The following is a 5421-nucleotide window of genomic DNA, read 5'->3' as shown; positions in this document are numbered from 1 at the left end:
AGGCCTCGACCGGCGCAACTGCCTGAGTTTAACTGAAAGCGCTTCGTCCGGCCTCAGTCGAACAACGTGACAACGCCCTTTGAACTATAAATATGCCACCTCTTTTTCGAGCTCCCGGATTACCAAGGGCTTTCGAACCAACCGCACGTCGCACGGATATTCTTCGTCGATTTCGGCGTCGGGTCCGGCGACGACAATCAGTTTCAGCGGGCGCATGCGTTGGAGAACGGTGAGGCAACGACGAAGGTCGACAGTGTCGGCGTCGATCAGCGCAACGGCTATATCCTCATCCTCTGACACTGCCCTGCCCGCCTCCCCCGGGATCGTGGTGAAGAGTGACCGAAAGCCGAATTTATTGAACATCAGATCGTAGTCGATTGCATATTCGGATTGACGTTCGACGACCAGCGCCCTCGGTCTTTTGTCCCGAACGTAGCGGTGGGAGGAAGCACCCCAACGTGTTCTGGAAAAACTGAACGCACGCGCACCAACGCTCGCCATCGAACTCTCCATTGGATTAAATCCGTGTAATGTACCGGGCACCGTTCCTGGCGCTCACTTTTCTGCTTCAGCGATGTGGTCTGATCCGTGCTGCATCGTATGCAGGCCTGTCATCGCCCGGAAGAAGGCCAGCAGCATCTGTTCTCGTGGCATGGCCTGGGCCACGTCGCCCTGCATGGCCATACCCGACCAGAGAGCATAAAGGCCGATGCCGATTTGCAAGGGAGGCAAAGTTGGAAGTAGATCATAGTTCTCAACGAGATCCTCGATGAGTTCGCAAATCACCCGATAGCAGGTCGCCTTCGTGGCATTATGGCGTTTGGCAAACGCCTCGTCCCGGCGGGCATGGAGCTGCAATTCGATCGACAGAAGCGACCATTCGGGCTCGGCGGCGATATACGCAAGTCGCTCGGCCAGAACGCGTAGCGTTTCTTCAATGGTGTCGCTGGCTGCCTCGTGCACAATCCGTCGCAAAAGCGAAACTTCCTCAAGGATATGAATCTCCATCAGATCGACGAGGAGATCGTCCTTGCTCGAAAAATTCGAATAGAAAGCACCTTGCGTGCGCCCGGCGGCCGCGCAGATGCTACGGATCGAGAACGACGCGACGCCTTCCTGCACAATCGATGCATGGGCGGCTTCCAAGAGCTTCTCGCGTGTCTGACGCTGGGTTTCTTTTCTGCTCGTCGGCATTTTGTCTCCACAAAGCAAGCCGTGCTGGAACATTTCTGAAGGTAAGGCATTCTTATTTCAGATATCAAGCGATATCTCAACCCGAGCAAAGTCGATATGGTTTCAAGATAGATTTGAGGCGATCATTTGAGCGAGTACGTTCCCTATCATGCAGATGTCGAAATTCGAGCAGATGATGAGGATGCCCTCACTGCTGAAATCCTCGACATAATGGCTGAATCGAACCGCAAGGCATTCGAGCGCCACCGCCATGCCGTCCGCGACGCGCATGCCAAAAGTCATGGTTTTCTCAAGGGTGAATTGGTTGTGCCGGAACTTCCTGACCATCTGTGCCAGGGATTGTTTGCGCGACCGGCCACTTACTCCGTGATCATTCGCCTGTCCTCCGCACCTGGCGACATTCACTCCGACACCATCCCGGCACCACGTGGCATGGCGATCAAAGTCATCGGCGTCGATGGCGATCGGTTGCTGGCCGACGATGCCGGGCACAACCAGGACTTTCTGCTCGTCAACATCCCGGTTTTGAGCTTTGGCACGATCAAGAAGTACCGCCAGCTTGTCGGTCTCCTGGAGAAGAACGCGGAGAACCCGGCGTTCCTCCAGCGGGCCATGGCTGGTGTCGCGCGAGGCGTGGAGACGGCCGTGGAAGCGGTCGGCATCGAGCCAGGTGCGACCTTGAAGGGGTTGGCGCGCGATAATGCCCACTTGCTTGGCGAGACCTATCATTCGATGGCCGCGATCCGGTTTGGCGATTACATCGCCAAGATCAGCGCCGCGCCTTTGTCGGAAAACGTTCGCAATCTGACCGGTCAGGACGTCGGTGATATCGAGGACGGTACGATGCGCGATCTCGTCGTCGATCACTTCAGACAACAGGCCGCGGAATACGAACTGCGCGCCCAGCTCTGTCGCAGTTTAGACCATATGCCCGTCGAAGATGCCGCCGTGCTGTGGCGCGAGGAATTGTCTCCGCAACAGCCCATTGCAACGCTCCGCATTCCCGCTCAGGAGGCGTACTCCCCTGCCCGCCGGGTCTATGGTGACGATGTCTTATCCTTCAATCCCTGGCACGGGATCAAGGATCATCAACCGCTTGGATCGATCATGCGTATCCGCATTGCCGCATACAAGCGGTCGGCGGCACGCCGTCACGCGCTGAACGCGCAGCCCCGTTTAGAGCCGACATCGATCGACGAAATTCCGGATTGAATAATTCCTCATCGCCAGACAATTCATGAATGTCATGGAAAGGAGGCCAGCATGGCCGACACAGACGACACCCCACAGATCGACGAGACGCGTTTGCAAGCCATTCGGCGCAGGATCGAGGAGGTGGTCGGGGACGCCCCGCAACTCGCCAAGCTTGCGCTTGAGCAGATGGTCACAAAGCACAATCCCGATCTCAAGGGTACCGCAGGCTCCGCCGGTCGGGTCGGAGCCCAATCCGGCAATGTCTCCGAGCTGACGGCCATCGCCGATCTTAAGCCCGGTGGCGCCGACCGGCTTCGGCGCATTTTCAATCTGGTGAATGGCAATTTCGACGGCGCTCAGAAGGTTGGCACGCTGCACAACATGCGTTTCGTCTTCTTTGACAATGACACGCGCATCCTCTTCGCCACCGCCTATGATGGCGACTGGGATACCTATATCAACGACTTCGCCACCAAAATCCCGGATCTGATGGATCTGCTCTTCGCCTCCGTCGAGGGCTGGCCTGGCATCGCAAGCCCCAAGGTCAAGGACTTTATCGCCGAACATCAGATTACCGCGGCCGGATGGTTCGTTGCCAATCCGCAGGTCACCGTGGTCGATGTGCGGCGGCTGCAACGAATGGAGCATGCCGTCAATGAATTCCTAGACAAGGTGGGCTGAGTATGAACCTTCTCCAATCGATCAGGCAACGGTTTCGACGCGACAGCGTCTCTCTCGAGCTGGATGACATCCAGGCACTGATCCTCAGAAGCCGCCCCGAGCCTTATGTCGGCATCCACGCCATGCTCCACTTCGATGAGCCCGAGGGTGCAAGGGATCTTCTTGGTCGCCTTGCGCCTCACATTGCCTCGGCAGACAACTGGACCGACAATCTCGATTTCTGGATCGGCGCGGCACTGAGCTTTGAAGGTCTGAAGGCACTCGGCGTTCCGGACGCTCAACTCAACACCTTTCCCTTGCCGTTTCAGCAGGGTATGGCGGCCAGGCGTGAACAGCTTCGCGACTTCGGTCCAAATGCGCCTGAGCAGTGGGAGGACGTGTTCAAACCCGGAAACTGTCATCTGGCGTTGACTATATATGCCGTCGACGACGCGGCACTCGACAAGGCGCTGGCGACGGCGCGGGCAGAACTCGACAGAAGCAGCGGCGTCACGCTCCTCGGTGAGCATCGCTTCGGGGCACCTGATGGTGCTAAAAATCCGTTCGGGTTTCGGGATTCGATCTCGCAGCCGGCCGTCGAAGGCAGCGGGATTGATCCGCTTCCCGGCGAGGAGCGGCCGATCAAAGCTGGGGAGTTCATTCTTGGTTATGAAAGCGAAAACGGCCAGGAACTGGCCATGCCGCAGCCTGCGGTGCTCGGCAGGAACGGCACCTTCGTTGTCCTGCGCAAGTTCCAGAGCCGCGTCGGATGCTTTAATGCGTTCCTCAAGGCCCATGGTGAGACTGAAGAGAAACGCGAGCTCCTTGCTGCCAAAATGTTCGGTCGCTGGCGATCTGGCGCCCCGCTCATTCTGTCGCCGGATCACGACGATCCGCATCTCGGCAATGATCCACAACGCAACAATGACTTCAATTTCAAGGATGATCCGAAGGGACGCGTCGTACCCCTTGGCTGTCACATGCGCCGGCTCAATCCGCGCGACTCCGAACTGACCCTGCTGACCGACGTCAACATCCATCGCATCATTCGCAGATCATCGACGTTTGGTCCGGTCTATTCAGAGGATGTCACGCCGCAAGATGACGGCAAGGCTGACCGGGGAATTTTCTTCATCTTCATCAGCGCGCGGGCCTATGACACGATCGAGTTCATGCAGCAGGAATGGATCAACCGGGGTAACTTTGTCGATCTCGGGGAAGAGCGAGATCCGATCGTGGGATTGCACGAAGAAGATGGCCAGTTCACCATTCCGCAGACTCCGGTTCGTAAGCGGGTCGACGGCGTTCAGACCTTCAACGTCATGAAGGGCGGCGAATATCTGTTCATGCCAAGTCTTTCAGCGCTCAAGTGGATCGCTGATGCCGGATGGAAAAGGCAGCCGGCAGATGCCTCTGCGCAATGACGGATATCGGCAATCAGGCCGCACCCTGGATGGATATCGAGGAATTCACCCTGGCTGCTCGCGGAATGGTGTTCTCGGGCCTGGCGTGCGGGCCGAAAGAAGGGGAAACTGTCCTTCTCCTTCATGGCTTCCCGCAATTCGCCGACAGCTGGGCGGAAGTGGCAGTGGCGCTGGCAAAAGCCGGCTATCGCGCGATCGCCATCGATCAACGCGGCTATTCGGCAGGTGCGCGGCCCGAAACAGTACGCGATTACGCGGTGGATGACCTTGTCGCCGACGTGCTCGCAATCGCAATCGCTCTTGGTCTGGAGCGGTTTCATCTGGCCGGTCATGACTGGGGCGGTATCGTCGCCTGGAGCCTTGCAGCCAGATATCCGGATCGGCTTCAGTCGCTATCGATCGTTTCGACACCGCATGTCGATGCACTGCTGGAGGCCCGCCGGACCGACAGGGATCAAAAGCGGCGCTCACGCTATATCACTGTTTTTCGGCTTCCCTTCCATGTCGCGGAATGGCTGCTCTTGCGACGCGGCGCCAGCGCGCTGAAGCGAGTATTCAAGGACAAGCTGCCGAAACCGCGTCTCGATGATTACGTATCCCGCTTGTCACAGCCCGGCGTGCTGACGGCTGGACTGAGCTGGTACCGGGCACTCGATCTTCACATCCGCATCGGCAGGATTAACGTGCCCACCGTATTTATCTGGGGAAGCAACGATCAGGCGCTTGGCCGGGCCGCGGCGGAAGCGACAAGCGCGCATGTCAACGCTTCCTATCGCTTCGTCGAACTGCAAGGAGGCTCTCACTGGCTGCTGGAAGAGTCTCCAGGGCATCGTAAAGTTAACGGAACTTGGGGCTTGATAGGCGATGAAGAGGCATGACAGACCGTGATCCGCTCTACCGTCGCCACCGCTTTCCCGCTGAAATCATTGCCCACGCGGTGTGGCTCTAT

The 5421-nt window shown here is 57.9% G+C and carries 6 protein-coding genes and 1 pseudogene; 5 read left to right on the top strand and 2 right to left on the bottom strand.

What is annotated here, in order from left to right; genetic code table 11:
- Positions 1-84: 84 nt before the first annotated feature.
- Together AKG12_RS28755 and AKG12_RS28750 are read right to left on the bottom strand one after the other, a co-directional pair.
- Entirely contained in the window at positions 85-501 is a 417-nt protein-coding gene (locus tag AKG12_RS28755; RefSeq protein ID WP_046797772.1) for a hypothetical protein, read from the bottom strand.
- Between the two features lie 54 nt (positions 502-555).
- Positions 556-1194, bottom strand: coding sequence for a TetR/AcrR family transcriptional regulator (locus tag AKG12_RS28750; RefSeq protein ID WP_046797773.1), 639 nt, complete (start codon positions 1192-1194; stop codon positions 556-558).
- A 126-nt stretch (positions 1195-1320) separates the two neighbouring features.
- Here AKG12_RS28750 and AKG12_RS28745 point away from each other — a divergent pair, with 126 nt between their 5' ends.
- The 5 genes and pseudogenes from AKG12_RS28745 to AKG12_RS30555 all read left to right on the top strand — a co-directional run.
- Positions 1321-2406, top strand: coding sequence for a catalase family protein (locus tag AKG12_RS28745; protein ID WP_052821441.1), 1086 nt, complete (start codon positions 1321-1323; stop codon positions 2404-2406).
- Between the two features lie 51 nt (positions 2407-2457).
- Positions 2458-3069, top strand: a complete 612-nt coding sequence (locus tag AKG12_RS28740) for a hypothetical protein (RefSeq protein WP_046797775.1) — start codon at positions 2458-2460, stop codon at positions 3067-3069.
- A 2-nt stretch (positions 3070-3071) separates the two neighbouring features.
- Positions 3072-4472, top strand: a complete 1401-nt coding sequence (locus tag AKG12_RS28735; protein WP_037094933.1) for a Dyp-type peroxidase — start codon at positions 3072-3074, stop codon at positions 4470-4472.
- Positions 4469-5350, top strand: coding sequence for an alpha/beta fold hydrolase (locus AKG12_RS28730; RefSeq protein ID WP_197082564.1), 882 nt, complete (start codon positions 4469-4471; stop codon positions 5348-5350). Before AKG12_RS28735 ends, AKG12_RS28730 begins: the two co-directional genes overlap by 4 nt.
- Positions 5347-5421: pseudogene (locus AKG12_RS30555) on the top strand (IS6 family transposase); the annotation flags it as partial. The gene AKG12_RS28730 and the pseudogene AKG12_RS30555, both read left to right, overlap by 4 nt.

This window comes from Agrobacterium sp. SUL3 (assembly GCF_001263295.1).
Taxonomy (GTDB): Bacteria; Pseudomonadota; Alphaproteobacteria; order Rhizobiales; family Rhizobiaceae; genus Agrobacterium; species Agrobacterium tomkonis.
This window is presented reverse-complemented; position numbering and strand designations above follow the sequence as displayed.

What these genes read in the sequence shown, in the direction of transcription:
- AKG12_RS28730 (WP_197082564.1), top strand. Translation starts at nt 4,469, where the DNA reads ATGACGGATATCGGCAATCAGGCCGCACCCTGGATGGATATCGAGGAA.
- AKG12_RS28755 (WP_046797772.1), bottom strand. Translation starts at nt 501, where the DNA reads ATGGCGAGCGTTGGTGCGCGTGCGTTCAGTTTTTCCAGAACACGTTGG.
- AKG12_RS28750 (WP_046797773.1), bottom strand. Translation starts at nt 1,194, where the DNA reads ATGCCGACGAGCAGAAAAGAAACCCAGCGTCAGACACGCGAGAAGCTC.
- AKG12_RS28740 (WP_046797775.1), top strand. Translation starts at nt 2,458, where the DNA reads ATGGCCGACACAGACGACACCCCACAGATCGACGAGACGCGTTTGCAA.
- AKG12_RS28735 (WP_037094933.1), top strand. Translation starts at nt 3,072, where the DNA reads ATGAACCTTCTCCAATCGATCAGGCAACGGTTTCGACGCGACAGCGTC.